The sequence below is a fragment of the Halalkalibacter urbisdiaboli genome, from assembly GCF_002156385.1.
Classification (GTDB): Bacteria; Bacillota; Bacilli; order Bacillales; family Bacillaceae_D; genus Halalkalibacter_A; species Halalkalibacter_A urbisdiaboli.
This window is the reverse complement of record NZ_MVJM01000003.1, coordinates 261,874-286,304: the sequence shown is the minus strand read 5'-3', so window position 1 is coordinate 286,304 and position 24,431 is coordinate 261,874. Positions and strand designations below refer to the sequence as shown.

Below are 24,431 nucleotides of genomic sequence, written 5' to 3'. Positions count from 1 at the left end.
TTTTTTATCTTAAAATAACGGAGGAAAAATATGAATTCGTTTATCGACCAAATTAAATCCTTTACTAAACATCTGACAGAGGACGTAGCTGCTCTTTTCACAGAACATTCGAAAGGAGTACAAATAAATGAGTTAATTCCACTAATTATCCAGCATCAATACGTCTCTCATACTCAACGAGAATTATTAGGGCTTACGTTTAATACGTACAAAATTGATTTTAGTCCATTTCTAATTACGTTAGAAACTAAAGGAAAACAAAATCAACAAATTCTTGAATTCACTGTTCAATCAGAAGGAATGAAAATTTATTCCTACAAGAGCTACGATGCATCTCTCTCCTTACATGATCGTATTGCTCTTCCTAAAAACATCCTAAATTACCTTTCCTAACAGAAGAAATTACCTCTTATAGTATTTAAAATGCCCCACATACTATAAGTACAATCTTTAAAGTGAGGTGAACAGCAATGGCTAGTAACAACAATAATAAATTATTAGTACCTGGTGTTGAACAAGCACTTGACCAAATGAAATATGAGATTGCACAGGAGTTTGGTGTTAGACTAGAAGCAAGTGATACCTCTCGTTCTAACGGTTCAGTTGGTGGCGAGATTACAAAACGTCTAGTACAAATGGCTGAACAACAAATTGGCGGTAAAACTGAATAATCATGGCATCGGGGCTGTGCCAAAAGGTTAAAAAACAACCTCTTGGCACAGCCTCCTTTCTTTATTATACATAAATAGTAAACTGTAATATAATCTTACAAAATTACTAACATTAAAAATAATTCGTGTTAGACTGTCATTATAGGGGAGTGAAGTATGCACTCTTTTTAAATAATGTATAGATAATAGATAGAAGTTGGAGAGAAATTCGGGTAACCCTTTTCATAAAGTGAAAGGGTTTTTTTTAATCAGCTTATTCCCTTCCATATTTAAAGTACTATCATCTTACGTGTTGGATATACTTGTTAAAAAGGAGGGTTAATAGATGAATGATAAAAAAATAATCTTAAAAGTAAATGATAATGGCTCAATACGTGTTACCGGAGATGTCGAACTAGTCGACAGCGAGGGTAATCTGTTTGAAACTAAGTCAACCTTTTCTCTATGCCGATGTGGTGCTTCTAAAAAACAGCCTTTTTGTGATGGCACACATAAAAGCATAGACTTTAAAAGTGCACCTAGAGCTGAATAATGGCCCCAAATGCTTGTAAACCCATAAAAGTAGTCCGAAAAAGAAGAAATGCTGAGGGCACAGAAAAAGGGTACTTTTCCCTTTTTCTGTGCCCTCGAAGCAATGTGCGGAGCCGTTGCCATCTTTTTAAAAGCCTGCTATGAGTGGGTTTCTCATAGCAGGCGATCAACGTGTGGAGCCATTGCTACTTAATAAGAGTCACAGAAAAAGGGTGGGTTTCCCTTTTTCCGTGCCCTCGAAATGCTCCTTTTTCGGACTACGCATTAACGGTATTAATTAAAAGTTTTGAAAAGCGCCTGATTGATTAGATTGTGCATTTTGTTGTCTTACATGTTGAGCGTCCGTTCCAGCAAATCCGTGCTGAAAAATTGCTTGCGTCCCTTGGAATCCTTGTTGTTGTCCAAATGAACCTTGGCCTTGAGCTGATTGAGCGTTTTGTTGACGTACTTGCTGGATGTTTGTTCCAGCAAAGTTCTGTTGAAACGGACTACCTTGTTGATTAAAGTTTTGATTAAACCCTTGATTTTGTGCCGATTGTGCATTTTGCTGGCGTACATGCTGGGCGTCAGTTCCGGCAAAGCCTTGTTGGAAAGGTGTTCCTTGCTGGAATCCTTGTTGGTTAAAGCTATTATTAAAGCCTTGGTTTTGTGCCGATTGTGCATTTTGCTGGCGTACATGCTGAATGTCGGTTCCGGCAAAGCCTTGTTGAAACGGTGTTCCTTGCTGGAATCCTTGTTGGTTAAAGTTTTGATTGTTAAACCCTTGATTATACCCTTGATTTTGTGCTGATTGTGCATTTTGCTGGCGTACTTGTTGAACGTCAGTCCCTGCGAAGTTTGGTTGGAAAATCGCTTGAGATGATTGGAAAGGTTGTTGTTGGTTAATAAAACCTTGGCTTTGCGAAGATTGAGCGTTCTGCTGTCTTACATGTTGAGCATCTGTTCCCGCAAACCCTTGTTGAAATGGACCTTGATTTTGTGATTGAAAATTTTGTTGATACATTTGTCTGATTCCTCCTAAAGTAAAATAACTTACCCCCTTATTATTAATGTCCCTTGTAATTTTATGAGTTAAAATTTCGAACAAATCATGTTTAATTGGTGTGAATATGTACGATTACTTCTGAAAATAATAAAAAAACCATACCAAATGACTGATACGGTTGATGATTATGTCTAAAACACACATATTTTAGATAGTTTTGTCAAAACGCTTTTCGATGGCAGGAAATATAGATAAAATAAGAATTCAAAGAAAAAACATAAGAAAACAGAAGGGTAGCCGATAGCCATGTTAAAATATCTAGATGACCAAACCATATTAGACGCTTATAAAAAATCAATTGAATTAAATTTAGATAAAGATTTCATCTTAATTTTAAAGAAAGAAGTAGAATCGAGATTAAATCAAATAGAAGAACATAAAGAACTTATAAAAAGTTAATAATCTGTTTGTCTTTTTGTTCTTTTATATCTTTGTCTTCAGTTATGATCCACTTAATAAAATCAAGCTCAATCTGCGAAAGTTCTCTTTGTAATTGTTCTCTAAAATAATTTGTTAATTCTTTACCATTTTCCATTTTGATTTCCTCACTAACCGACATTTATGTAACCGTTTACCATAAGATCTATATTTTGTCTTGTCATCTGTAATTACATTTTTAGTATACCATTTATTCTAGTTTTTGGATAGTAAAAATTCTCATTTATCCAAAAAAAGAAAAACTCCCATATTCAAATACCTCCAAATCCCTCGACTAGCATCCTAAGAGCCCAGTGCTACTTTTTCCGAAGCTAAAAAACCGACTAAGAATTGCAGTAGATTTGACTGTTTTTTTGTTTACTCATTGTTTTATGCTCTAAATAGTTTATGTTTCTTAAGACCTGTCTAAGATAGTGTGAAGTGGATACATGTTGATTAAGGGGGAGATTTTTATGGTATCTTTCCGGGGAGACGCCCATAAATTTTATTTAAAATTAAAGAAAAATTCGGGAAAAGGGTTGAAGCTGACTGAACTAAAAGAGATTCAAGAATTAAAAGAAATGTATCAGTTTTATCAAGCGCTCGATCCCTTAACACTCGAAAATATTCATTATCGCATGCTAAAGGAAAAAAACGGCAGTGGTTTAATCCCTATTTTAGTAACAGCTGTACCATGGGTGCTCTTTATTTTCAGCAACAAAATACAGGAGTTTTTTGAAAAAGATACGAATTATTTATGGTTGTTATTTGTGTTTATTTACTTAAGTGCTGTCACAATTAGTGTTGGTATACATTTTAGGGAAAAAGCATGGGCAACTGTTCATTCCCGAATGATTGAAAATATTATTGATGATAAATTAAAGGATAAGGAATAGGCATTGAAAAAGTGATGTCCCCAAAGATTAAATTTGACCTTTTGGGACACCACTTAAATATAACTTCTAATGCACTTAGAGATTATACTAAACTTTAGACCATGATTTTACATACATGATTTGTAAACTCTACTGGATCTTCCACTGGTAAACCTTCAATTAAACGTGCCTGATTATATAACAGGTTAGTATATAAATTAAATTTCTCTGCATCGTGGTCGTATGCAGCTTTTAATGATTGAAACACATTATGATTCGAGTTTATCTCAAGAATTTTATCTGCTTTTATATTTTGATTGTCAGGCATGGCTTTTAAAACTTTTTCCATTTCGATGGTTACATCACCTTCTGTTGCTAAACAAACTGGATGTGATTTTAAACGTTTAGAGACTCTCACGTCTTTAACCTTATCTTGGAGGATAGTTTTCATTTTTTCAAAAAGTTCTTTGTTATCCTGCTCTTCAGTAGTTGTTTCATCCTTTCCTTCTTCCGCTTCCAAGCCAAGGTCACCGCTTGATACGGATCTAAATTCCTTCTCTTTAAAATTCATTAGCATTTTGATTGCGAACTCATCGATATCCTCTGTAAAATAAAGAATTTCGTACCCTTTATCTAACACTAGCTCTGTCTGTGGAAGTCGTTCAATTCGCTCGTAAGATTCTCCGGCAGCATAATAAATATACTTTTGCTCCTCTGGCATTCTTGATACGTACTCATCTAGTGTCACCAATTGCTTTTCTTTGGACGAGTAGAACAGTAATAACTCCTGCAACGTTTCTTTATTACTACCAAAATCACTATATACACCATATTTTAATTGTCTACCGAATGATTTAAAGAACGTTTCGTACTTCTCACGCTCATCCTTCAAAAGAGTTTGCAACTGACTCTTAATTTTATTTTTGATGTTTTTTGCAATAAGCTTTAACTGTCTATCGTGTTGTAGCATCTCTCTGGAAATGTTTAACGACAAATCTTCTGAATCAACCATTCCTTTAACAAAACTAAAGTAATCCGGAAGTAAGTCTGCACACTTGTCCATAATTAGAACTCCATTTGAATACAGTTCAAGCCCCTTTTCAAATTCTTTTGAATAGTAGTCAAACGGAATATTTTCGGGAATGTATAAGATTGCATTATAGCGAATCGCTCCATCCACACTAATGTGAATATGCTTTAGAGGTTTATCAAAGCCGTAATGCTTCTCCTTATAAAAATTCTCATAATCTTCTGTAGTTAATTCATTTTTATTTTTTCTCCAAATAGGAACCATGCTATTGATAATTTGCTCTTCTTGATACTCAGTATATTCGTTGTCAGTCCCTTCTTTCGGCTCTCTCTTTGTGACATCCATTTTAATTGGATAACGAATAAAATCCGAATATTTTTTAATAATTGCCTTTAATCGATACTCTTCAAGGTACTCATCAAATGTGTCTTCTTCCGTATTTTCTTTTATTTTAATTGTAATTTCAGTTCCAACTGAATCTTTATGAACCGTTTCAATTGTATAACCATCCGCCCCATCAGATTCCCATTTATAAGCCACGTCACTTCCTAATGCTTTACTAACTACAGTAACAACGTCTGCGACCATAAAAGCCGAATAGAAGCCAACACCAAATTGTCCAATGATGTCGTGTCCGTCTTTTATCTCATTTTCGTTTTTAAACGCGAAGGAGCCACTCTTTGCAATCGTTCCAAGGTTTATCTCAAGCTCTTCCTTCGTCATACCAATTCCAGTATCTGAAATCTTTAATGTTCGGTCTTCTTTGTCAGCTTCCACCTTTATGTAATAGCTTTCCTTATCGAAGTTTAACGTGTCATCTGTTAATGCCTTATAGTAAATTTTATCAATAGCATCACTTGCATTTGAGATTAACTCTCTTAGAAAAATTTCCTTTTGCGAATAAATAGAGTTAATCATCATCTCTAATAGTCGCTTAGACTCTGCTTTAAATTCTTTTTTAGCTGTAGTCCCCATCAAAATATTCTCCTTTCAACCTGTTTATGATTTCTTTTTGGCACTCAATTGTACCAAGTGCTAACACTTCTTTTTATTTAACATAGGCTGTCTTTCGTTGTCAATAGAATGCGTTTATTTCTGTTATACCTTTGAAAAAATAATTAGGCTCAACGGATAGTTATAGTTACATAAACTAAAGTATAGATCATGATGCAAGGAGGTCTCATTGTGATAAAAATAAAAAGTGAAACGAAATCCTTATCCGATTTAATCGATCACTTTGAGCATTCATACGGAATTTTAAAACAGCTCGACTCTCATAAAGAAATCTATCAATATAGCTCATTGGTGCAATTGCAATTCGAAGTAAATTTAAGAGAACTTGTACTAAATGCAGCATTGGCGTTAGACAGTAGCAGCGTATCATTTGCAACATTTAAAGAGGCGAGATGCAACGAAGAGTTTTGGAGATTAACCGATTATGGTGGTTTCAAATTAAAGCAAGGAGTAGTACCTTCAAAAGCGATTCAAGATATCTTCATAAATAGTAATCTATATGCCTTTGAATGTGCGACTGCCATGATTATTGTCTTATATAAAGCCGTACTTGATGCAGTTGGTAAGGGTGCCTTTAACGATTATTTTCAAGGGCTTTTATTATATTCATGGGAACATGACAAGGATCTTGGGATTCATATCTTAAAGGATTCAGAACCTATTTATGGGGATATTTTATATTTTAATAACCCTGATGTAAACCCTGATACGTCGTATTGGCGTGGTCTTAACGTTATCTACCTATCAAATGATTTATACTACGGTCATGATGTTGGTGTATTACCAGCCGATAAAATCATTGAGTTGTTAAACGAGTACCGGAAACCAAATGCGACCAAATCGGCTTATTTAATGGATGAACCTATTACACGGTTAGATTATAAAAAAATTTATAGATTAAAAGAAACTCAATCAAGATTTTTTGAGCCGAACGGAATTTATGTAAGCATTGGTTCACATCGCTTTTCATGGGATTTCGAATTATAATCAAATGAAAATATTCTGATCAAACTTTGTTCATAGTTCCCACCCCATACGTAAAGTAGCTAGATTCATTTCCCCGTACTGTCTCCGATAAAAACCAATAAAAAACTGCTGATAAGTCAGCAGTTTTTTAAGTGTATTCACGGCTTTAGGAGACAACAACCGTCCAACCAAATGGATCAGCCTCAATCCCCTTTTGAATACCTGTTAATGTATTATATAATTTCCTAGATATTTCACCAGTCTCACCTTGATTAATAACCATTTTCTTATCTCCCCACGCAAATTCACCAATCGGCGAAATAACAGCTGCAGTTCCTGTACCAAACGCTTCTTCTAGCTCACCTTTGATAAAAGCTTCATAGACTTCAGCAATCGAAATTCTTCGTTCTTGAACCGGAACATTCCAGTGTTTGAGAAGTTGAATGATCGAATCTCTTGTAATTCCCTCTAAAATACTTCCGTTTAAGGCGGGGGTAACGATTTCGCCATTAATTTTAAAGAATACGTTCATACTCCCTACTTCTTCGACATACTTCTTTTCAACCCCATCTAACCACAATACTTGAGAGTAACCACGTTTCGCTGATAAAATTTGTGCCTTTAAGCTAGCAGCGTAATTTCCTCCTGTTTTTGCATCTCCAGTACCACCCGGAACAGCACGCACAAAGTCAGTTTCAACAGCGATTTTTACTGGATTGATCCCTTCCTTGTAATAGGCTCCCACTGGGGAAAGTGTAATCATAAATTGAAAAGTCTGAGAGGAAGCTAAACCTAAATAAGGCTCAGTTGAAAAAATGAACGGACGAATGTACAAAGATGTTCCTTCAACCTTCGGTATCCAATCTTTTTCAATTTCTAACAACTTTTTTAATGCTGTAAGAACAAAATCCTCATCTACTGCTGGAATGCATAAACGCTCACTTGACCGATTTAACCGTTCAAAGTTTTTCTCAGGTCGAAAGAGCAAAATATCGTCTTCAGCAGATAAATAGGCTTTTAATCCCTCAAATACAGATTGGCCATAATGCAGAATTTTCGCTGAGGGATCTAATGTTATTGGTTGATAGGGAAGAATTTGCGGATTAAACCAGCCCTTCCCTTCCTCATAGTCCATGACAAACATATGGTCAGTAAATACTCGTCCAAATTCTAATGTGTCTGGCAGTGGTTTTGATTTTCGATTTTCACATAATGTAATCTTAATTTCCTTGTTGTCCAATTCTAATCCTCCTACTTAGCTCCGAAAACATATTTTAAGCGTTTTTTGCTAAGTCTATGTTTAACATGTATTTCCTTCTTGATTCAATGGCAAAATATGAAATGAATCCGATATAAAGGGGGTGAAAACATGACGAAAAAAGGTATTCAAAACGCTAGTATCGAACAAGTGCAGCATGATCATGAGACGCAATCAGCGTTTAAAGTCGATAACCCTAAGAAACAAAATACAAAAAACAAAAAATAAATCTGTTCGGGAGCCATTTGGTTCCCTCTTATTTTAATACTTCTTAGTATAAAATTTCACTATAAATTTTTTCGTAATTCATAATTTTAGAGCTTTTTATTCAAATTAAAAAATTGGAGGTGAAAACATGATTGGTCTTATTGTCAAAATCTTTGTTTGTCCAATAACAGTGATGATCGCTTCTCTTTTATTTGCTAATGTTTATTATGCACATGTCATTCAGCCAATTGTAGTCGGATTACTTCTCGCCTTTTCAGGTCATATGATGGAAGTTATTATATTAAAGAAAAGTACTTTATGGCTAAGTGCAATTCTAGATTTTGTTGCGGCAACACTCATCGTATACTTTGTATCACTACTTTTCGGTACTGCTCTCGTTACATTTACAGGGGCTTTACTTACAGCCTTATTGTTAACCTTTACCGAAGTCATCCAACACGGTTGGCTTATTAACAGTGGAAGAACAGTAAAATCACCAACCTGATTAGGTTGGTGATTTACCTCTTTAACTTTCTTTTAAAGACTTTTCCAGAAATGACTCTAATACTTCAACACTTGTCATATGCTGATTGCAAGTAGAACTATCAAAACAAACATAGTTTCCGATAGCCTTATAATAATCCGGATTATTCAATTTTCTTGCTTTCGTGATCGTAGTAATAAAGGCAACCTGACCATGTCGATGGCAAAAAGAGCATAAACTTTCTTTATTAAGTAGGAAGTATTTACATTCAATCCCAACCATTTGACCGTTTCGTGAGTAGACAATATACTTTTTATTTGTCCCTACATCATTCCAGCTTAGGTAAGTAAGAAAATTCAATTGAACTGAAGATAAGTTGGGATATTTTAACTTTTTATTTTTTGGAAACAGCTTCTTCAATTCCTCCCTACTTAAAGTAGGAAACGGAATAACATACTGAGAAAGTCGTCCAATACTGGTTTTCTACTTTACCCAAATGTTAATAAATATGATTGTGAATTGAATAGTACAGAGAACCCCAATCTCCTTTTCCATGTCTTTACTCTTGCCTGTTTTTATTAAAACTACATCCTTCACCTACTCCAATATATACTTGTTTCATAGTATATATTATCTGCTTAGGGAAGGAGGGATATCATGTACGGATATGGTTATGGCTACGGTGCACAACCAACTGCAGTTGCTCCAACAACAGCTGCGGCACCTGTAGGCGGATTCCCTTTAATTGTTGTTCTATTCATTTTATTAATCATTGTTGGCTCGGCTTACGTAAAATCTTACTAAGTCGAACGTAAACACTGTTTTTTGTGGCTCAGTATCTGTCCTACTATGAGAACCAAAATCATAGTAGGACTTTTAAAAAATGTAGCTTTCAGGTTGTTATAAGAGGTAAAATCGTCCATTTGGTTTTTTATTCCTAAATACTATAATCATTACTCTACCTTTTAGCAAAAGTGCCAAGCTGTTCAGATGAATAGACAGCGATCCCTTTACGGTTCATTTGAGCTATTGAAAACATCGCTAAAGCCACTTCCTCAGCGTCAATTGCTAACCGCCTATTTACCTTCCCTGTCATTTTGTTCAGCCCTCGGATTAACGTACTTGCCAACTCCTCCATTAATCTATGTTCATTTCGCTTACCAAGAAGTAGAGACGGTCTTATAATAGCCATTGATTGAAAAGGAATTAATTTTATTTTTTCTTCAAGCTCCCCTTTCATTTTTGGATACCATAACAATGAATGTGGATTCGCATTCATCGAGCTTATTTGTAGAAACTGTTTTGCTCCTTGCTGTTCTGTTAATTTAGCCAACTGAAAGGGATACTCCACATCTACCAGGTACATAGCCTCCTTTGAACCGGCTTTTTTTAACGTTGTTCCTAAACAACAAAACACATCATCGACAGCAAAATGTTGTTGAACCCTTTCTAGATTCCTAAAATCTGTCATTATCTCAATAAGTTTAGAACATTTGACATTAAGAAGTTTTCGAACGAGAACATATACTTTCTCATAATTGCTCTCTTTAAGTAATATTGCTAGCAATTTAGTACCTACCAATCCCGTAGCTCCTGCTAAAAGCGCCGTTTTTCCATTCAATTCTTATTCCATCCTTTTCGTTCATTTTCAGTTATATGGTGTAGCGGATTTTTTTTACAAGGAAAAAAGATTGTCCCAAGTGTATAGAACCTTAGACAACCTCCTTAAAGCTTATTCATGTTTCTCAGTAAGACGTAGTTTAAACGTTATTTTAGTTCCACGCTTTTCATTTGATTCAATAAAAAGTCTTCCACCTACCGAGCGAGCCCGCTCCTCCATACTAAATAATCCGACTCCTTTTGGACGGATTTCTAAATTAAAGCCCCTCCCTTTATCTACTATTGTAATAGTTAACTCATTTTGATCCTCTACTACGTTTACAAACGCCTCCTGAACACCTGCATACTTTTGAATATTTGTTAACGCTTCTTGAATAATTCGGTAAATGCTAGTCTCCACCTGTAATTCCAATCTGCGTTTAATTTGAATGTTTAGATGAACAGTGATTCCATAATGCTGACGATAACGATTAATAAACGAGCGAGTAGCAGGAATTAATCCTAAATCATCTAATATAGATGGTCTTAACTCCCAAGAAAGTCCTCGCACCTCTTCAATTAATGTTGAAACATCTTCTTGTAACTGTGATAACAACGGATGAGCGGATACAGTATTTACTCGATTAATCGTAATCAGCATACTATATAAATTTTGTCCAAGACCATCATGTAACTCCCTAGATAGTCTTTTTCTCTCATCTTCTTGAATATTAATCATTTTGGTCATCATTAATTGCAGCTCTTCCTCGGCCTTTTTTTGTTCTGTGATTTCATGGCGAATAGCCAAATACTGATATGGCTTACCGTTTTCATTTAAGAATGGAACGATGGTTGTATCAACCCAATAGTAACTTCCATCCTTTGCTTTGTTTTTAATTTCACCTTTCCAAGTCATCCCTTTAGAAATCGTTTTCCATAAGTCAATAAAAAATTCTTTTGAGTGGTAGCCTGAATTAATAATACGGTGATTTGCACCAATCAGCTCTTCTTGCGAGAATTTAGAAACCTCACAAAATTTTTCATTTACATACGTAATTGTCCCTTGTTGATCAGTTACAGCGACGATGGTTGAAGCGTCTAGAGCTGCCTTTAAATCGAGCAGTTCATGTAAAGATTCGCGAAGCTTTTGCTCATTAACCTTATTCTCAGTTATTTCCTTTCGTATAGAAAGATATTGATAAGGCTTACCCGCTTCATCTAAAAAAGGAACAATTGTTGTATCAACCCAGTAATAGCTTCCATCCTTCGCTTTATTTTTAATTTCCCCCTTCCAGACAGAGCCTTTCGTAATGGTTTTCCATAAATCTGAAAAAAACTCTTTCGAATGATAGCCAGAATTTATAATTCTATGGTCATGGCCAAGTAACTCATCCTCAGAGTATTTGGAGACTTCACAAAATTTCCTGTTCACATACGTTATTTTTCCTCGCTCATCCGTTACCGCAACAATAGAGGCTTCATCGATAGCATTTTTCAATTCATCAATTTCACCAAGACTACGATCTAATTTCTTCTGAACGATGTTCGAATAATGATTATCCTTTATAATTAAAGAGAGGAACTCTCTATCTTTTTCATGCGTCATAACCCTATTGATTACAAATGAGATTGGAAAGGTCTCACCATTTCTTTTTCTACCGATTCCTAGTGAAACATCGGAGGTTTCTTCCTTCCTTACGTTAAGCTCAGGAATTAACTCCTGTATGTTCATCCCTTTTTTCCAATCCGTTACTAAAAACATCTGCTTTGCCTGTTCATCCATTGAAAGTATAATTCCAACATGATCCGTTATAATATTACCATCTAACGTCTTACGATTAATCTCCAACACTTTCACCTCAACTACATCTAGCCTTAGTCTATACAATTCTGAAGAATCTTCTCAATGTCCTGTGCTTTTTTATTTAATAGAGACAAGTGTTTAGAGGTAAACGAATATTTATAACGATTCCCCCCTAAAAGAACTCCCCATGGTGATTGCTTATAATAAATAGGGACTGCGATAGCCGCTATTAATTGTTCAGCTAACATAATTGGATATTCCGTCGGCTTTCCGATAATCAAATGAGGGAAAGAAGTAATCATCATACTTCTACCACTACGAATTACGTGACCTGATATCCCTTTTCCGTAGCGTACCACAATACGCTTATATTTATCATTTCTGTTGCCGACCGCATACTTCCACTTTAAATGATTGCCATCATGATCATAAATGGCTAACCCGACAAAGTCTGCCGGTAACTCAAGAGAGATATCATGACAAATTGTTATTAATTGTTCATCTAAATGAATCAACACCATCAGCTTCCTATCTAAATTCCATAGTCTAATAACCCTTTTTTCACTGCATACTTTACTAATTCAGGTCTAGTTTTTAATTTTAATTTCCCCATAAGCTTTGCTTTATGCGTTTCAACAGTTTTGACACTGATAAAGAGTTGTTCGGCAATCTCTTTATTTGCATAACCCTTTGCAATAAAAGTCAATATCTCCTTCTCACGATCAGATAACTGCTCAAACGTATCAATTTGTTCGCCTTGTTTCATTTTGACTAAATACTCTTCCATCAATCTCTTTGTTGCCGTAGGGTGTAAATACGCTTGACCATTTGAAACTGAGACAATAGCTGCTATAAGTTCGTCATGCGGAGCACTTTTTAAAATACATCCTGAAGCCCCTGCTTGGATGACCCTAAAGATATATTCATCATCATCGTGCATCGTTAATATTAGTATTGACGTGTCAGGTAATTGTTTTTTTAGTTCGGAGGTTGCGGATAAACCGTCCTTTCCATGCGGCATACTTAAGTCCATAATTATGACATCTGGATTTAACTCCTGTGCTTTTTGAATTCCTTCATTTCCTTCAGATGCTTCACCAACAACCGCCATGTTTGGTTGAGCATTTAATAGCATCGTTAAGCCCATTCGAACGACGGCATGGTCATCAACTAATAACAGTTTTATCATCTACTTCATCATCCCTTCACATCATTTTTCTAGTCTAATCATTTAAAAATCCAAACAGTTGGTACTGTGCTGAACTATATTATTTTACGAGTGGTACATAAATATCGGTCCTGCACCCTTTTTCCTTTTCAGAATAAATATGAAAAGTCCCACTGAAAAGCTCCACTCTTTGTTTCATTGAATCAAGTCCTAAATGATTACCACTTGCAAAAACCTCTTCTAGATCAAATCCGATTCCCTCATCTTCTATGGAAATGTGCAAACGGTCAGACTCCCAACGAAACGCTAGTCTCACCTGACTTGCATCCGCATATCTTGCGGTATTATTAAGTGTTTCTTGTAACACACGGAAAAGGGTGATATTCACTTCTTCAGATAAGCTAAGTTCCTCACCAACTGTTTCAACCTGAGTCATGATACCAAAGGTTGAAGTATAAATTTTCAAATATGATTTTAATGCTGAAACCAATCCTAATTTTTTTAATGAAAGTGGATAAATTTCTGTTGAAAGCCAACGTAACTCTTCAATAGTTCTTTCTGTTTGTTGTCGCAATTCCCTCGTGAATTTTTTAATTTCCTTTTGTTCAACTCCACTTTCAATAATTTGTAAGCCTGTAAAAATACTAAATAAAGTCTGAGCAATTCCATCATGAAGTTCATTTGCAATACGTTTATTTTCTTCTTCCTGTGCTTGAATAATATAAGAAGTAACCCTTTTACTTACAGCATGTGATTCCATCCATATCCTCCTTCCACAAAACTGATCATTAAAAATCGAAAAACTGGAGTAAGGAAAAGGAGGGTGTTCCTAGCAGCAAATTGCTTAAGAACACCCTAAATCCATTGCAGTGTTGGGGTATTTCACTAAAAACTCCTATTTTTCTTTTAAGCTTAAAGTAATATCACTGAACATACCAGCATAATATTTTACTTCACCAGCTTCATTTTTTATGGCACTAATCGTTAACCATTCCAAATAAACATCTCCGTTTTTTCTACGATTCCAAAGCTGCCCTTGCCAATACCCATTCTTCTTAATCTGCTGCCACATCGTTCTGTAAAAATCCAAATCTTGCTTACCCGATTTTAAAACGGCAGGCGTTTTACCGATTACCTCCTTCTCTTTATAGCCAGTAAGCTTCGTAAAAGACGGATTCACAGATTGAATCTTGCCATGGATGTCAGTTACTAATATACCTTCCACTGTATTTTCAATAATATTGTTAGACAATCGAACTTTGTCTTGATAGAACATCCACAAGATAAAAATGAGACTTGCTAATGCAAATTGGGATAATGCCATAAATCCAATTGCATAATGGCCTGTGTAACTATAGAGCGTTGTTAAAATTAACGGTGGGAAGAAACCACCTAAACCGCCCATTGCTGATACAATTCCATTTACAATGCCCGCCTGTTTATTGAAATACATCGGTACTAATTTAAATACCAACCCCATTTCCTAAACCGGCACATACAGCAATTGTTAAACAGGCAAACGTATAGAGTTCGAATGCTGGAGAAAATGCAAGCAAAATAGCTGCAATTGTAAAGCCGCCAAAGATAAACATCATAATCACAAGCGAATTAAAACGGTCTCCCATCCATCCTCCAAGCGGTCTAAGAACAGTTGCAATGACGATAAACCCAGCTGTCCGTAACCCAGCATCTACCTTTTCTAAACCGAAATGGGAAACTAAAAAGTTTGGTAAATAAACCGTAAACGCTACAAACGATCCAAACGTAATAAAGTAAAATAAACAAAAGAGCCATAGTTTATCATTTTTATAAACACCTTTAATTTGCTCTATTAAAGGTGTTTTAACCTTTGTTTCCTTTCTGTCACCTAGAAAGAAATTTAAAAATGCAAAGGAGGCTAATAGCACAAGATAAAACTGCACGGTCATTTGCCAACCTACTGACGAAGCGATAAGCGGAGCTGCAAACGTCGTAATCGCTGTACCAATATTACCAGCCCCATAAATCCCGTTAATAAATCCATGTTTTTCCTTCGGGTAGTATTTAGGCAAGGAAGTAACCCCAACTGAGAAAATCGCTCCACCTAACCCTAAGAAAAGACCCCCTATTAATAAATCTAGAAAACTACTAGCGATGCTCACATAAAAAACAGGCATCACTAGTAAAATAAAGCTAAATAAAAATACGGTTCTTGCACCTAACAAATTCGCAAAGTATCCGATTGGGATTCGTAGTAAAGATCCTAATACGACTGGGATGGTTGTTACCCACGCCACTTGACTTGATGTTAATAAAATATCTTCCTTTATAAAGGGGATCAATGAGGAGATAATCACCCAAATCATAAAGCCTACAACAAGATTTAACGTTTGAAGCGGTAATTGAATTCTTGAAACGATGTCTAATTCTCCATTCTAATATAGTATTGAAGTTTTTCTTTCGCATCTAATGCTAGAAATTCACTGTCATTACAAGTTGCTTCGCTTGTAAAAGGAATTGCAACAAAGGCTATCTCGTCAAAATAAAATCGTACGTGTGTATGATCAGGACACACCTCTATTTTTTTAAGTTTTTTTTGACCTCAGGTGCGCTTTGAGACTCTGCATCTTCTGCAATATCTAGGATTTTGATAAATATTGATGCCGATAAGAAAGAATGCAAGTCTCCATTATAATAAATCGTTTCTAAGCTACTTACATTTTGCACAGCAACTACCTCCTCCTTTTTTCGTTGGAAATAGCTGAAGTTTATATCCTTGCAACCAAGTGAAGAATTGCTGAGATGCTTTATTTTCAACATAAGAAATAAGCTCATCCTCCGTCTCCCAGCTCCCTACGCCTTTTAATTCTGCAACAACGATTTCCAATTCGTTTTTACATTTATAATCCAAATACCATTTGAGCTTATTCCCAAAAATAGAGAGTAATTCTTGATGGATCGTTTTATCGAAATCACGTAACTGATGTCGAATAAAACATAAATCAAAAACAACTTCACTCCTCATCTACTTCTTCTCCTTTGACGTGACAAAGCGTTCTTGTTTATAAATTAAACATGCAATCGGAACCATAATCACATTTGCGATTGCAAACATAATCGTTTGCTCATAATTCTCATAATAATAATGATGAATCGCCCGCTGTGTAAAAATAATATTCAACATTAAAACCGCACATAACAACAAGACTCCTCGATAACTACGCATCATATCTCTTCACCCTTGTCGCATAAATTGTACCTGCTTCTACCTTCACGAGGATTTCCGGTAATGGCCTCGTTGGTGGCCCAGCCGTTGGTGCCCCAGAGTGAACATCAAATTTCCCATGGTGACATGGACAGATTAAATCTCCATCCCCTTTACTCCAAAAAACTGGGCAACGTAGGTGAGTACATGCATTCTGATACGCCTTATACTCGTTTTCCCCTAAACGAATCAATAACGCACTGTCATGTTCACCTGGGTAGTGAAATTCAATTGCGTCGCCAACCTTTACATCATTCACCTTGGCAATCGCCAGTTCTGGGTATTCTTTATTCCCTAGACCAAGAAGCTCTTTCGCCGCTACGGTTCCCCATGGGAGTGTTGATAATGCAAACAAGCCCGCTGCACCGACCATCGTTTTCATAAAGCCTCTCCGGTCTAGACTTCGTTCATTATTTCGATTTATATTATGTGTATAATTATCTTCGTTAAATGGAATACGAGTTTTTTTACCTTCCATTTTAATCACTCCTTATCCAATAGTGAGAGTTAGACGATTAGAACAACTTGACTTTCCCTTGTAAAATTCCTGGTAAATTTACTTTTACATTTGTTTCACTTTCAAGGTAAGGCACACTTGATTGCCATGTACCATTTGATAAAGTGTGACTCTCTCTTTTTTGTGAATGCTCCTCCTCGGTAATCCATTGCAACGTATTTGTCGGGCATACACTAGCACACATTGGCGGTATATCATCCTTTGTTCGATCGATACAGAGGTCACATTTATACATTAAATTTTCCTCTTCATCAAACTTCGGAATACCATATGGACATGCAATCGTACAATTTTGACAACCGATACATTTTTCTACTAGAGCTGAAAGCACGGCTCCTGTCTCATGAATTTGAATCGCTTGTGCAGGACAGCTTCTAGCACAAGCTGGATTCACGCAGTGTAAACACATCAATGGAATCGTTTGACGATTGACTAAAGGATTTACATCCATGACGTAGTTTCTGTTTTTTTGCTCGTGTCCACCACATTGCGTACAAGCAGCTAGGCATGAACGACAACCGATACAATTATCCATTTCGATATAAAGTAATTTTTTCATGACTACACCCCCTGTACCTGGTTCTTGATTTGGTTAGCATCCTGTGCAATTTTTTGAATTTGTGCTGCACAAGCTTTAAACTCAGGCATTCTAGAAAATGGATCTAATGCTGCAATCGTTAATAGATTAATGGATTGATCATGACCGAAATGATATGGGACAAAAACGGTGTCTTTTCGAATGGCTTCTGTTATTTTAACTTTGAAAATTCCCTTACCACGACGAGTCATTAAACAGACTCTCTCTTCATGTTCAATCTTATATTGTTCGGCTAATTCTGGATGCACCTCAACATAAGGCTCCGGACACATATCTCGTAAAAAAGGGATTCGTCTCGTTTGATTTCCTGATAAATAATGATAAACGACTCGCCCGGTTGTTAAACGTATCGGATAATCTACACAAGGTTCCTCAGCTGGCGGACGATAAGGTAAGGCAAAAATCTTCGCCTTCCCGTCTGGATGATAGAACTTTTTATCTAAAAACATATGAGGTGTTCCTGGATCACTCTCATTGCGACATGGCCAGAATACCCCATCCTGCTTGTCAATCTTCTCCCACGTGGCACCATAGTAATCGGCATACCCACCTTTTGTTGCTAAACGAAATTCTTCTGCAACATCTTTGGCAGATTTCAAATGACGGAAATACTCACCCCGCCCTAACTTTTCCGCTAACTCGATTTGTATTTTCCAATCAGGCTTTGACTCTCCTATTGGCTCTTGAGCTTTATTGATTTTAATAATTCTTCCCTCAAGGTTAGTCACAGTGCCTTCATCCTCAGACCATGTAACCGAAGGCAAGATGACATCAGCAAATTCGGCTGATTCTGATAAATAAAAATCAGAGCAAACCATAAAGTCTAAATTTTTAAAGGCCTTCCGAACGAAATTTAAATTAGGAGCTGAAACAGCAGGATTCGAGCATAAAAGGTACAACCCACGAATCGTTTTACCCATCATCAGTTCAATCATTTCATAAGCAGAAACACCAGCTTCAGGCATTTCTTCTGGAGAGATCCCCCAAATCGCACTAACCTCTTTCACATGTTCTGGGTTTGTAATTTTTCGATAACCTGGAAGTAAATCAGACTTTTGACCATGTTCACGGCCACCTTGCCCGTTTCCTTGTCCTGTAAATGTCGCGACACCTGATTTCGGTCTTCCAATTTTTCCTGTAATAAGAGCCATATTGACGTAAGCATTTACGTTTTCGACTCCTTTATGCTGTTGTTCTACCCCCCTAGCAAACATCACGACAGCATTTGGTGCTTTTCCATATATCTCCGCTGCTCTAATAATTTTCTCTGGTGCTACACCAGTAATTTCGCTTGTATATTCGGGTGTAAATTCTTTAACGACCTCTTTCGTCTCCTCAAATCCATTCGTATGATTTGCGATAAATTTTTGATCAATGCTGTCATGCTTAATAAGTAAATGGAGAATGCCGTTTGCTAACGCTAAATCAGTACCGGGTCTTAAATCCAAATGAACATCGGCTCTTCTTGCGATTGGCGTTTCTCTAGGGTCGGCAACAATAAGATACCCTCCCCGGTCCTGTACCTCCCAAACCCTGAACATCGAAGTCGGATGACATTCGGCTGTGTTACTTCCAGCGATAAACAGACAGTCCGTTTCGTGTATATCGGTCCACGGAAGTGTTGAACCACGGTCTACACCAAAAGAACGTAAAAATCCACCTGCAGCACTCGACATACAAAATCGTCCGTTGTAATCAATGTACCTTGTTTGCAATGCTACCCGTGCAAACTTCCCAGTTAAATAACATTTTTCATTCGTCATTGATACACCACTAAAGACAGATAATGTATCTTTACCATATTTCGATTGGAGATCTTTAAAGTTCTTTGCAATTAACTCATACGCTTCATCCCAGCTAGCTTCTCTAAACCCTTCTTTTGTTCCCTTTTTAGAAGCATCATCACGAATAAGCGGACGTAAAATTCGGTCTTTATGATTCGTCTGTTGATAGGCGGTAACACCCTTTGGACACATTTTTCCAACTGTAACAGGCCAATCATAACGAGGCTCGACCCCGATAATTTTATTCGTTGACGTATCAATACGTAGATTCATCCCACATTGCATCCCGCAATAACTACAATGAGTTTTCACGAGTTTTTCATTAGGGTGCCTTACATTTTCTATATCTCTATAAAATTTATCCCTTTGCATTTTGATTTGACTCCTTTACGTTGATTTCATGGGTGTTTATCCCGGTAAATCTTGAAATACGATATTTTCTGCGACACGGCAAACATAATTCTGCTAAATAAAATCCTTCTTTCGTTTTGAAATCAAACGCATTTTGACGTAATACGTCAACAACGTCGTTCGCTTGTTCTGTTGAGACATACCCAGTTCCACAAACCTTACATTTTTTCATCGATTGCTCTGCATAATGCTCACGATAATTTCGAGCAAGGACACTCATTGGTCTAAATGGAATATGAGCTAGCTTCCCAAATGGTAAATAAATTAACGTAACAATAACCGCGAATTGGTGAATAAGCGACATGACCGGTTGACCCCACCCGTGAAGAAAAACATTCATAAACGTTAGGGCTAATCCAGTGAGGCTGACAAATAACAATAAATACAATGGCATAAAATCATAAACAAAGGTTTGTTCTGCCCGTGCTTGCATATTTTTTAATCGTCTGTATAACGCCATGCAAACGCCTGTAATAACCATAATCGCGGTGAAATTTAAGGCATTATAGAAAAAGAAAGCGAGTATACCATCTGCTTTTACTGTCATTAAGTCCATTCCCATGCCGACAACGGTGTAGTAGCCATTTTCACTCATCGTAAAGTACATCCAACCAAAGACAAGTGGGAAGGTCACGAAACAGGATAAAATACAGCCAAAGCCTATCAGAACGTGCTGCGTCCAACGATAAAACCCTCGATTCCAAATAAAACGATAGGTAAGCAAATGCTCCGTTGATGTCCTTGGAGTTGATTTTCGTCTTAGTAGCTTTATCCCTTTCTTTAAAATAATTTTAGTAGGTGGTCTTTCCCCCCAAGCAATAAAGCGATAGAAAAATCCTCCTAAAAACACGACCGTACCAACCATGTACCCATAAAGATTTAAATCAACATGCGTAAACATTCTTGTTCCAATTATCGATAAAATAAATAAACCGCTTATTGATAAAAACATTGATTTCGCAAATTTTGAAGCAAAGGCGCGGTCAAATTGATTCTCGACTTTTTCAGATTCAGTTTTACTAACAGGCTGCATTCTGTTTCCTCCTCTTTGAAATAAAAAAACATCTTGCCTTTATAGTAAGGGAAGATGTTTTTTATTGTTATCAGGGAACTTCCCTATCCTTAGGGGAAAAAACCCTTACTTCTAAAATTCACTAAAACAAATAAGAGAACAGCCATTCAAAGCTGTTCTCTTAAATCAAAGGGTTTCACGTTGCTTGGTCGATTTATAACATGACAAACAAAGAAGTAGTCCATCTAAAATATATCCATTTAAAAAGCCATTCTCACAAAATACATGTTTACGACACAATGTACATTCTCCTACAACTTCCTCCATACTCCTACTTCTCTCCCATCCATTTCTTCAATTAATCCTTTTAAATCCAAGCTCTTGAAAGCTAGTACCTCACGTCTTTGACGAATTACTTCTTCAATAATCCATCCTAAGCCACCTTCTATTAAAATCATTTTTTAAATAAACCTATAATTAAACAAATCAGTCTAGCTAGGTAAAGTGTGATTGCTATCACTGATATTTAAAAAAACAATGCTAAGATAAGTTTATGAGATAACGAGAAGGTAGGTGGAATTTTATGGGGGTTGTTTTACCTAGAGAGCATGGCACTTGGATGATGTTCTTTCTTCCTTTTTTATTCGGTATGTTATTAGCTGGACCGGAGTTAATTCATCTTCCGCTTCTCATTGGTTGGTTTTTTATTTACTTATTTTCCACTCCATTTTTAGCAATCATTCGCAAACCAAGCACAAGGCAGCTAAAACCGTTATTAGTAACATATGGCTCATTAGCTGCACTTTTTATTGTTCCGCTCGCTTGGTTCAAACCACTGCTTTTGTTAATTGCAGTTTTGTTTATCCCCCTTTTGATTATTAATATCTATTTTATAAAAAAGAAAAATGAACGAAGCTTATGGAATAATTTAAGTGGTATTATTATATTCTCTCTTGGTGGAGTAGCAGCCTTCATCATAAAAACAGATAACTGGTCAGCAGATGCCACATTTATATTATTATGGAATACATTTTATTTTATGGGCAGCGCTTTTTATGTAAAATCCTTAATTAGAGAACGGAAAAATCGACTTTTTAAGCTCCAATCACATGTCTACCATACTTTATTATTCATAATACCTTGGTTGTTATCCACTCCATGGATGAGTGTTGCATACGTACCAAGTATATTAAAAGATTGGTTTACTTCACGAAAGAAACCAATTAAACCACTCGTAACAGGGATTATTGAAATTATTAATGGATTGATTTTTTTAGTTATAAGCATCCTTGTTTTAAACTAATTAAGGTGGAAGGCTCCGCTAGTCCAAAGTGAGGGCACCCACCTTGTTTGAGTTAAGCCCTCTCTATCCATCCTTAATTGCTCAAATAAATAAGAGTGTCCCATAGCTAGTTTATCTTGGGACACTCTAACAGTTAAATGGATTCAATTTTCGCTAGTAAACTATTTTTCTCTTCAGTATTGAGCAAGCGCTCTGCCATTGGAAATAAGATTTGTTCCTCTTTCATAAAATGTTCCTTTAAAATGTGGTACGCTTTGTTATACAAATTTAACATTTGAATCCAGTTTTGATGAGTAAGGGTCGGTCTAATTCCTTCGGTTTCTTTTAAAAACAGGTTTAAGTGTGCTTTAGCCTGCTCATGTTCATATTCCATCACTGCAATCGGTCCAGTCTCTTTTCCTATATAATTGGTCATCATCGGAAAGAGAACTCCCTCTTCTCGCTCAGAATGAGGCTCTAATTCATTAACAAATTGAACTACTTTTTCCCGTAATTCAAACATACAGTCAATTAATCGCCCCGTTTCAAGGTCGCCTTCTTCAATTTCTAAAGACTTTGCGTATATTTTGTCCATTTGAGTTCGCAATGGTCCATGCTCTTTCTTTAACCTTTCAAGTGGTTCACATAATCGAATTGTAGGATCTCCCATCATTCCGCAAGCTTGCAAATTTTCCATTGTTACAACCTCCTCTACCTATAACATTAACAAATCTTCTCAATGGATAATGTGATTAGTATCACTTAACGCTATTCATGCAAACTTAAAAAACATAAGGAACAGTAGGTTTAACCTTCGAATGAATATGGGTTAAATTTAGATGTTCAATCCTTAAATAAAAAAACACAAGGAAAAGCTCCTAGTGTCATTTAATTCCGATTAAATTCTCTATATTTTTTACTATAGATTTGCTAAAAACTGAAACTTACCTTTCCTAAAAAGTATTTACTCTGAAATCATACAAACCATTAACATATTCCCATCAGGATCTTTTATATTAAACGAATGTCCGTGCTCAATTTCCGTTACAATTTCCACATTTTTATCTTTCATGAATTGATAAGCTTTGTGAATATCGTCTGTGTTGAAATGAAACATCGGTGTTCTTGCATAAGCATCCTCAGTGTAGATTTTACTATCAAGTACAATGTTTAACCCGTTATTATCCAAAGGTATACAGCAAAGATGACCAACAATAATCTCATAGGTAGGTTCTAATTCTAAAATCGAACAATACCATTCCCTCGCCTTGTAAATGTCACTTACAGGGATGAAAATTGCACCAACTTTATTTGAAATGATCCCCATATCATTTGCCTCCTCTAATTATATTGATGATTTAATTATTCTCTCCTTTTACAAAAAAACCTTTTCTCTCATCTTTATTTCAATAGAAAAAGAGACTGTGCCAAAAGTTGTTTTTTAACCTTTTGGCACAGTCTTCAATCAGTCTAAAATAATTCTAGCACTGTATCAATTTTTTACCAATTTTCCATCTGGAACAGGTACACCGAAATGAGGGTATCCATTTTCATCCCATGTAAACACTTGAGCACGAGTATGACGATTAGGGTCATACAAAGGATCTCCTTCAATTTCCTTATAATTTCTTGCGTGATAAATCAATACATCCTGTGTTCCATCCTCTGAAACAGTAAAGCTATTATGACCAGGACCATATTGACCTGTTTCTTCATTTGTTTGAAATACTGGCTCAGGATGTTTAGCCCATGATTGGGGATCTAATAAATTACTCGATTCATCCGCCGTTAATAATCCCATACAATAATTATAATCTGTAGCACTTGCCGAGAAAGTAATGAAAATTTTCCCATTTCTTTTTAATACGGCTGGTCCTTCATTTACTAAAAACCCTATTTTTTCCCACTCGTATTCAGGAGTCGTTATCATGACAGGTTCTCCTTGAATTGTCCAAGGATTCTCCATTGCAGCAATATATAAATTGGAGTTACCGACAATTTCCGGATCCTTTTGCGGCCAGACTAGGTATTTCACACCATTATGTTCAAAATGAGTAGCATCAAGAGCGAATGACTCCCACTTAGTTTTAATTTGTCCTTTTTCAACCCAGTTTCCTTCTAGAGGATTCTCTGATTCATTTTCAAGTACGAACATTCGATGATCGAATAATCCATTGTTTGTTTCTGTCGTCCTTGCTGCCGCAAAATAAATATACCACTTGCCGTCAATATAGTGGATTTCTGGTGCCCAAATATTTGCACTCATTGGTCCTGTTTCATACTTTCTCCAAGCAACAACAGGTGTTGCTTCATCTAGACCTTGAATTGTTTTCGATCTTCTTAATTCAATTCGATCATATTCAGGGACTGAAGCAGTGAAATAGTAAAAACCATCCATATGCTTATACACCCAAGGATCAGCTCGTTGTTCAACAATGGGATTAATGTACTCTTGTTTTATACTCATTTTACTTACTCCTATCTCAATTAATTTTATTTTCTTGTAAATAACCT

General features: G+C 36.1%; 32 protein-coding genes and 1 pseudogene. 10 read left to right on the top strand and 23 right to left on the bottom strand.

Annotated elements, in window-relative coordinates; all coding sequences use genetic code 11:
- Positions 1-30 precede the first annotated feature (30 nt).
- From B1R93_RS15705 to B1R93_RS15695, 3 genes are all read left to right on the top strand, one after another.
- A complete protein-coding gene (locus B1R93_RS15705; protein WP_088104912.1) occupies positions 31-393 on the top strand; it encodes a hypothetical protein in 363 nt (120 codons plus the stop codon).
- 77 nt (positions 394-470) lie between these two features.
- Positions 471-671 carry an alpha/beta-type small acid-soluble spore protein gene (locus B1R93_RS15700; RefSeq protein WP_088104911.1) on the top strand — a complete coding sequence of 67 codons (201 nt, stop codon included), beginning with the start codon at positions 471-473 and terminating at the stop codon, positions 669-671.
- Positions 672-996: 325 nt separating this feature from the next.
- Positions 997-1,203 carry a CDGSH iron-sulfur domain-containing protein gene (locus tag B1R93_RS15695; RefSeq protein ID WP_088104910.1) on the top strand — a complete coding sequence of 69 codons (207 nt, stop codon included), beginning with the start codon at positions 997-999 and terminating at the stop codon, positions 1,201-1,203.
- Between the two features lie 276 nt (positions 1,204-1,479).
- On the opposite strand, the gene B1R93_RS23720 is transcribed toward B1R93_RS15695, so the two are convergent.
- Positions 1,480-2,205, bottom strand: a complete 726-nt coding sequence (locus B1R93_RS23720) for a gamma-type small acid-soluble spore protein (RefSeq protein ID WP_088104909.1) — start codon at positions 2,203-2,205, stop codon at positions 1,480-1,482.
- Positions 2,206-2,493: 288 nt separating this feature from the next.
- Between B1R93_RS23720 and sda the strand changes: the two genes are divergently transcribed.
- A complete protein-coding gene (gene sda / locus B1R93_RS15685; RefSeq protein WP_088104908.1) occupies positions 2,494-2,646 on the top strand; it encodes a sporulation histidine kinase inhibitor Sda in 153 nt (50 codons plus the stop codon).
- On the opposite strand, the gene B1R93_RS23080 is transcribed toward sda, so the two are convergent.
- Positions 2,633-2,782: a hypothetical protein gene (locus B1R93_RS23080; protein WP_165763852.1), complete on the bottom strand. Its 150-nt coding sequence runs from the start codon at positions 2,780-2,782 to the stop codon at positions 2,633-2,635. The genes sda and B1R93_RS23080 overlap by 14 nt on opposite strands.
- Before the next feature lie 355 nt (positions 2,783-3,137).
- Here B1R93_RS23080 and B1R93_RS15680 point away from each other — a divergent pair, with 355 nt between their 5' ends.
- The gene (locus B1R93_RS15680; RefSeq protein WP_088104907.1) at positions 3,138-3,560 is read left to right on the top strand and encodes a hypothetical protein; all 423 of its coding nucleotides are present in this window, start codon (positions 3,138-3,140) and stop codon (positions 3,558-3,560) included.
- Positions 3,561-3,654: 94 nt separating this feature from the next.
- On the opposite strand, the gene htpG is transcribed toward B1R93_RS15680, so the two are convergent.
- Complete coding sequence (gene htpG / locus B1R93_RS15675; RefSeq protein WP_088104906.1) at positions 3,655-5,544, bottom strand: molecular chaperone HtpG; 1,890 nt, start codon at positions 5,542-5,544, stop codon at positions 3,655-3,657.
- A gap of 210 nt (positions 5,545-5,754) precedes the next feature.
- Here htpG and B1R93_RS15670 point away from each other — a divergent pair, with 210 nt between their 5' ends.
- Positions 5,755-6,570 carry a protein-glutamine gamma-glutamyltransferase gene (locus B1R93_RS15670; protein WP_165763851.1) on the top strand — a complete coding sequence of 272 codons (816 nt, stop codon included), beginning with the start codon at positions 5,755-5,757 and terminating at the stop codon, positions 6,568-6,570.
- 145 nt (positions 6,571-6,715) lie between these two features.
- Here B1R93_RS15670 and B1R93_RS15665 read toward each other — a convergent pair whose 3' ends face one another.
- Complete coding sequence (locus B1R93_RS15665; protein WP_088104904.1) at positions 6,716-7,789, bottom strand: branched-chain amino acid aminotransferase; 1,074 nt, start codon at positions 7,787-7,789, stop codon at positions 6,716-6,718.
- A gap of 129 nt (positions 7,790-7,918) precedes the next feature.
- Here B1R93_RS15665 and B1R93_RS15660 point away from each other — a divergent pair, with 129 nt between their 5' ends.
- Together B1R93_RS15660 and B1R93_RS15655 are read left to right on the top strand one after the other, a co-directional pair.
- Positions 7,919-8,035: a biofilm-forming protein gene (locus B1R93_RS15660; protein ID WP_088104903.1), complete on the top strand. Its 117-nt coding sequence runs from the start codon at positions 7,919-7,921 to the stop codon at positions 8,033-8,035.
- A gap of 127 nt (positions 8,036-8,162) precedes the next feature.
- Positions 8,163-8,519, top strand: coding sequence for a DUF2512 family protein (locus tag B1R93_RS15655; RefSeq protein ID WP_088104902.1), 357 nt, complete (start codon positions 8,163-8,165; stop codon positions 8,517-8,519).
- Positions 8,520-8,540: 21 nt separating this feature from the next.
- Here the strand turns inward: B1R93_RS15655 and B1R93_RS15650 are convergent, their stop codons facing one another.
- On the bottom strand, positions 8,541-8,918 hold the full coding sequence (locus B1R93_RS15650; protein ID WP_165763850.1) for an FBP domain-containing protein: 378 nt from the start codon (positions 8,916-8,918) through the stop codon (positions 8,541-8,543).
- A gap of 237 nt (positions 8,919-9,155) precedes the next feature.
- Between B1R93_RS15650 and B1R93_RS15645 the strand changes: the two genes are divergently transcribed.
- Positions 9,156-9,302, top strand: coding sequence for a YjcZ family sporulation protein (locus B1R93_RS15645; RefSeq protein ID WP_088104900.1), 147 nt, complete (start codon positions 9,156-9,158; stop codon positions 9,300-9,302).
- Between the two features lie 154 nt (positions 9,303-9,456).
- Here B1R93_RS15645 and B1R93_RS15640 read toward each other — a convergent pair whose 3' ends face one another.
- The 15 genes and pseudogenes from B1R93_RS15640 to B1R93_RS23070 form a co-directional block, all read right to left on the bottom strand.
- The gene (locus B1R93_RS15640; RefSeq protein ID WP_088104899.1) at positions 9,457-10,119 is read right to left on the bottom strand and encodes an NAD-dependent epimerase/dehydratase family protein; all 663 of its coding nucleotides are present in this window, start codon (positions 10,117-10,119) and stop codon (positions 9,457-9,459) included.
- A 111-nt stretch (positions 10,120-10,230) separates the two neighbouring features.
- Positions 10,231-11,949, bottom strand: coding sequence for a PAS domain-containing sensor histidine kinase (locus B1R93_RS15635; RefSeq protein WP_425348984.1), 1,719 nt, complete (start codon positions 11,947-11,949; stop codon positions 10,231-10,233).
- 23 nt (positions 11,950-11,972) lie between these two features.
- The gene (locus tag B1R93_RS15630; protein ID WP_165763849.1) at positions 11,973-12,419 is read right to left on the bottom strand and encodes a GAF domain-containing protein; all 447 of its coding nucleotides are present in this window, start codon (positions 12,417-12,419) and stop codon (positions 11,973-11,975) included.
- A gap of 14 nt (positions 12,420-12,433) precedes the next feature.
- Positions 12,434-13,090: a response regulator gene (locus tag B1R93_RS15625; protein ID WP_088104897.1), complete on the bottom strand. Its 657-nt coding sequence runs from the start codon at positions 13,088-13,090 to the stop codon at positions 12,434-12,436.
- Positions 13,091-13,169: 79 nt separating this feature from the next.
- Positions 13,170-13,829, bottom strand: coding sequence for a sensor histidine kinase (locus tag B1R93_RS15620; protein ID WP_088104896.1), 660 nt, complete (start codon positions 13,827-13,829; stop codon positions 13,170-13,172).
- 135 nt (positions 13,830-13,964) lie between these two features.
- Complete coding sequence (locus B1R93_RS23490) at positions 13,965-14,294, bottom strand: PAS domain-containing protein (RefSeq protein WP_245308341.1); 330 nt, start codon at positions 14,292-14,294, stop codon at positions 13,965-13,967.
- Positions 14,295-14,309: 15 nt separating this feature from the next.
- A pseudogene (locus tag B1R93_RS15615) lies at positions 14,310-15,414 on the bottom strand (nitrate/nitrite transporter); the annotation flags it as partial.
- A 211-nt stretch (positions 15,415-15,625) separates the two neighbouring features.
- Positions 15,626-15,775: a hypothetical protein gene (locus B1R93_RS23075; protein WP_165763848.1), complete on the bottom strand. Its 150-nt coding sequence runs from the start codon at positions 15,773-15,775 to the stop codon at positions 15,626-15,628.
- Complete coding sequence (locus B1R93_RS15610) at positions 15,759-16,073, bottom strand: hypothetical protein (RefSeq protein ID WP_088104895.1); 315 nt, start codon at positions 16,071-16,073, stop codon at positions 15,759-15,761. Before B1R93_RS15610 ends, B1R93_RS23075 begins: the two co-directional genes overlap by 17 nt.
- A complete protein-coding gene (locus B1R93_RS15605; protein ID WP_088104894.1) occupies positions 16,074-16,277 on the bottom strand; it encodes a hypothetical protein in 204 nt (67 codons plus the stop codon).
- Entirely contained in the window at positions 16,267-16,791 is a 525-nt protein-coding gene (locus B1R93_RS15600) for a Rieske (2Fe-2S) protein (RefSeq protein WP_088104893.1), read from the bottom strand. The genes B1R93_RS15605 and B1R93_RS15600 overlap by 11 nt, the downstream gene beginning before the upstream one ends.
- A gap of 37 nt (positions 16,792-16,828) precedes the next feature.
- On the bottom strand, positions 16,829-17,389 hold the full coding sequence (locus B1R93_RS15595) for a 4Fe-4S dicluster domain-containing protein (RefSeq protein ID WP_088104892.1): 561 nt from the start codon (positions 17,387-17,389) through the stop codon (positions 16,829-16,831).
- Positions 17,390-17,391: 2 nt separating this feature from the next.
- Positions 17,392-19,584, bottom strand: coding sequence for a molybdopterin oxidoreductase family protein (locus B1R93_RS15590; RefSeq protein WP_088104891.1), 2,193 nt, complete (start codon positions 19,582-19,584; stop codon positions 17,392-17,394).
- Positions 19,571-20,656: a hypothetical protein gene (locus B1R93_RS15585; protein ID WP_088104890.1), complete on the bottom strand. Its 1,086-nt coding sequence runs from the start codon at positions 20,654-20,656 to the stop codon at positions 19,571-19,573. The genes B1R93_RS15590 and B1R93_RS15585 overlap by 14 nt, the downstream gene beginning before the upstream one ends.
- 290 nt (positions 20,657-20,946) lie before the next feature.
- Positions 20,947-21,093, bottom strand: coding sequence for a hypothetical protein (locus tag B1R93_RS23070; RefSeq protein ID WP_165763847.1), 147 nt, complete (start codon positions 21,091-21,093; stop codon positions 20,947-20,949).
- 125 nt (positions 21,094-21,218) lie between these two features.
- On the opposite strand from B1R93_RS23070, the gene B1R93_RS15580 reads away from it, so the two are divergent.
- On the top strand, positions 21,219-21,938 hold the full coding sequence (locus tag B1R93_RS15580; RefSeq protein ID WP_088104889.1) for a YwiC-like family protein: 720 nt from the start codon (positions 21,219-21,221) through the stop codon (positions 21,936-21,938).
- Positions 21,939-22,071: 133 nt separating this feature from the next.
- Here B1R93_RS15580 and B1R93_RS15575 read toward each other — a convergent pair whose 3' ends face one another.
- The 3 genes from B1R93_RS15575 to B1R93_RS15565 form a co-directional block, all read right to left on the bottom strand.
- Complete coding sequence (locus tag B1R93_RS15575) at positions 22,072-22,614, bottom strand: hemerythrin domain-containing protein (RefSeq protein ID WP_088104888.1); 543 nt, start codon at positions 22,612-22,614, stop codon at positions 22,072-22,074.
- Positions 22,615-22,881: 267 nt separating this feature from the next.
- Positions 22,882-23,244, bottom strand: a complete 363-nt coding sequence (locus tag B1R93_RS15570) for a VOC family protein (RefSeq protein ID WP_088104887.1) — start codon at positions 23,242-23,244, stop codon at positions 22,882-22,884.
- Between the two features lie 165 nt (positions 23,245-23,409).
- Complete coding sequence (locus B1R93_RS15565) at positions 23,410-24,384, bottom strand: glycoside hydrolase family 43 protein (RefSeq protein WP_088104886.1); 975 nt, start codon at positions 24,382-24,384, stop codon at positions 23,410-23,412.
- Between the last annotated feature and the right edge of the window lie 47 nt (positions 24,385-24,431).